This is a genomic window from Olsenella profusa F0195, assembly GCF_000468755.1.
Taxonomy (GTDB): Bacteria; Actinomycetota; Coriobacteriia; order Coriobacteriales; family Atopobiaceae; genus Olsenella_F; species Olsenella_F profusa.
This window is the reverse complement of the sequence record NZ_AWEZ01000065.1, coordinates 1-1,814: the sequence shown is the minus strand read 5'-3', so window position 1 is coordinate 1,814 and position 1,814 is coordinate 1. Positions and strand designations below refer to the sequence as shown.

General features: G+C 68.7%; 1 protein-coding gene. It reads left to right on the top strand.

The window, feature by feature from the left end; genetic code table 11:
* Positions 1-201 precede the first annotated feature (201 nt).
* Positions 202-1,814 (top strand): IS3 family transposase (locus tag HMPREF1316_RS10710; protein ID WP_021727042.1); only part of this gene is annotated, 1,613 nt, incomplete at its 3' end.

Here is a 1,814-nt window from a genome sequence, read left to right as displayed (position 1 = left end):
TATCCTGTCCACGCCGATCATTTCCCCTCTGGCCCTCCTCACGTCGCAAGACGAAGCAACGACATGTTGGGCCAATCGCGGGATGGTCGGCGTGCCCATGCTCAGACACGAAAAAACTCTGTGCTCAAACCCGAAACTTTTCGTGCTCAAACGGGGGTGGTACCGGAAGTCCGTACCAAACGGCGACGTTTGGAGGATGGCGTGTACACCCCTGAGCAGAGGGCGAGGGCCGTCGAGCTCTGTATCAGGTATGGCCTCAAGGCGGCAGCGACTATACGGGAGCTGGGATATCCAAGCCGGGCACAGCTCGTGGCATGGTATCGGGAATGGCGGGACAGCGCTGGCACGCTCGCGGAGCGCAGCCTAGGGCGCTACTCGGAGGAGCAAAGGCGGGCCGCCGTCAACCACTATCTCGAGCACGGCCGCCGCAACGCCTGCACGGGGCGCGGGCTGGGATATCCCAAGAGCACGCAGAAGCACAGAGGGTGGGTGGACGAGCTGGCACCCGGCAAGAGACGGGCGAGCGGGCCCAGGGCGTTCACCCTCGAAGAGGAGCGGAAGGCCGTGGCGGCGCCCGTCGGACGGGCTGGGGGCGCGCGGCGGATCGCCGACGAGGTCGGCCCCACGCGTCGTACCCCCTACAAGTGGAAGCGAGAGCTCTTGCCCGGGAAGGAGCCCCCGATGCCCGACACGAGCGACGCCGTCCCAAGCGGCGCGCCTGACGCCGGAGCCGCCAGGCCAGCCCCTGCCACGCAGGCAGACATAGACGCCCTCGGAGCAAGGAAGGCCGAGCTCGAGCGCGAGCTGCGCCAGCTCGAGCCCAGGCGCGACGTCATGGGGGGCGCGATCGAGGTCCTGGGGAAAGGGGCGGGCGCCGACCCGGCAGACGAGCTCACGAACAGGGAGAGGACGCTGCTGGTTGAGTCGCTGCGCCCCAAGCGGGGGCCGTGCGAGCTCCTCTCGGCGCTCGACATGGCCAGATCGAGCCACCAGTGCCAGCCCTCGGCCATCGCCGCCGGCGACAGGGACGCCGGGGCGCGGGAGATGGTCTGCGCCGTCTTCGACGCCAGCGACGGCGCCCACGGGAGGCGCGGCACCCACGACGAGCTCGAGGCGCGAGGGCACGCCATCGGCGGGCGCAGGATGGGGCGAATAGTGGCCGAGGAGAGGCTCGGGGCACGTGGCAGGGCAAGGCCCAAGAGGGCCTACGGCTCCTACAGGGGCGAGGTCTCCAGGCATCCCGGCAACAAGGTCCGCCAGGACCTCGCGGCCGGGCTTCCCAACTTCCTGTGGCCCGCCGACGTCACGCAGCTCTCGATACCGGCCGGGAGGCCCTGTCTGGGCCCGGTCTTGGACTGCCTCGACGGCGCCGTCGTGAGCTGGGCGGCCTCGGCCTCGCCTGACGCCAAGATGGCCAACTCAATGCTCAGGGCGGCTCTGGCCACCACGACAGACGAGGAGCGCCGCCATCTCGTGATCCATTCGGACTGCGGCTGCCACTGCCGCTGGCCCGAGTGGGTATCCATCTGCGAGGAGGCCGGCATCATGCGCTCCATGTCGCGCAAGGGGTGCAGCCCTGACAACTCCCGCATGGAGGGCCTCTTCGGCACCATGGAGGTCGAGACGTTCCATGGCAGGGACTGGGCGGGCGTCACGCTGGACGGGCTCAGGGAGAGGATAGACGCCTACATAGAGCGTTACAACAAGACGAGGGTCAGGCGCTCGCCGGGCCCGATGAGCCCCCTACAATACAGGCAGAGCCTGGGCCTTGCGGCCCAGCAGCAAGGTACGGAAAAACGGTACCGGCCCCGTCT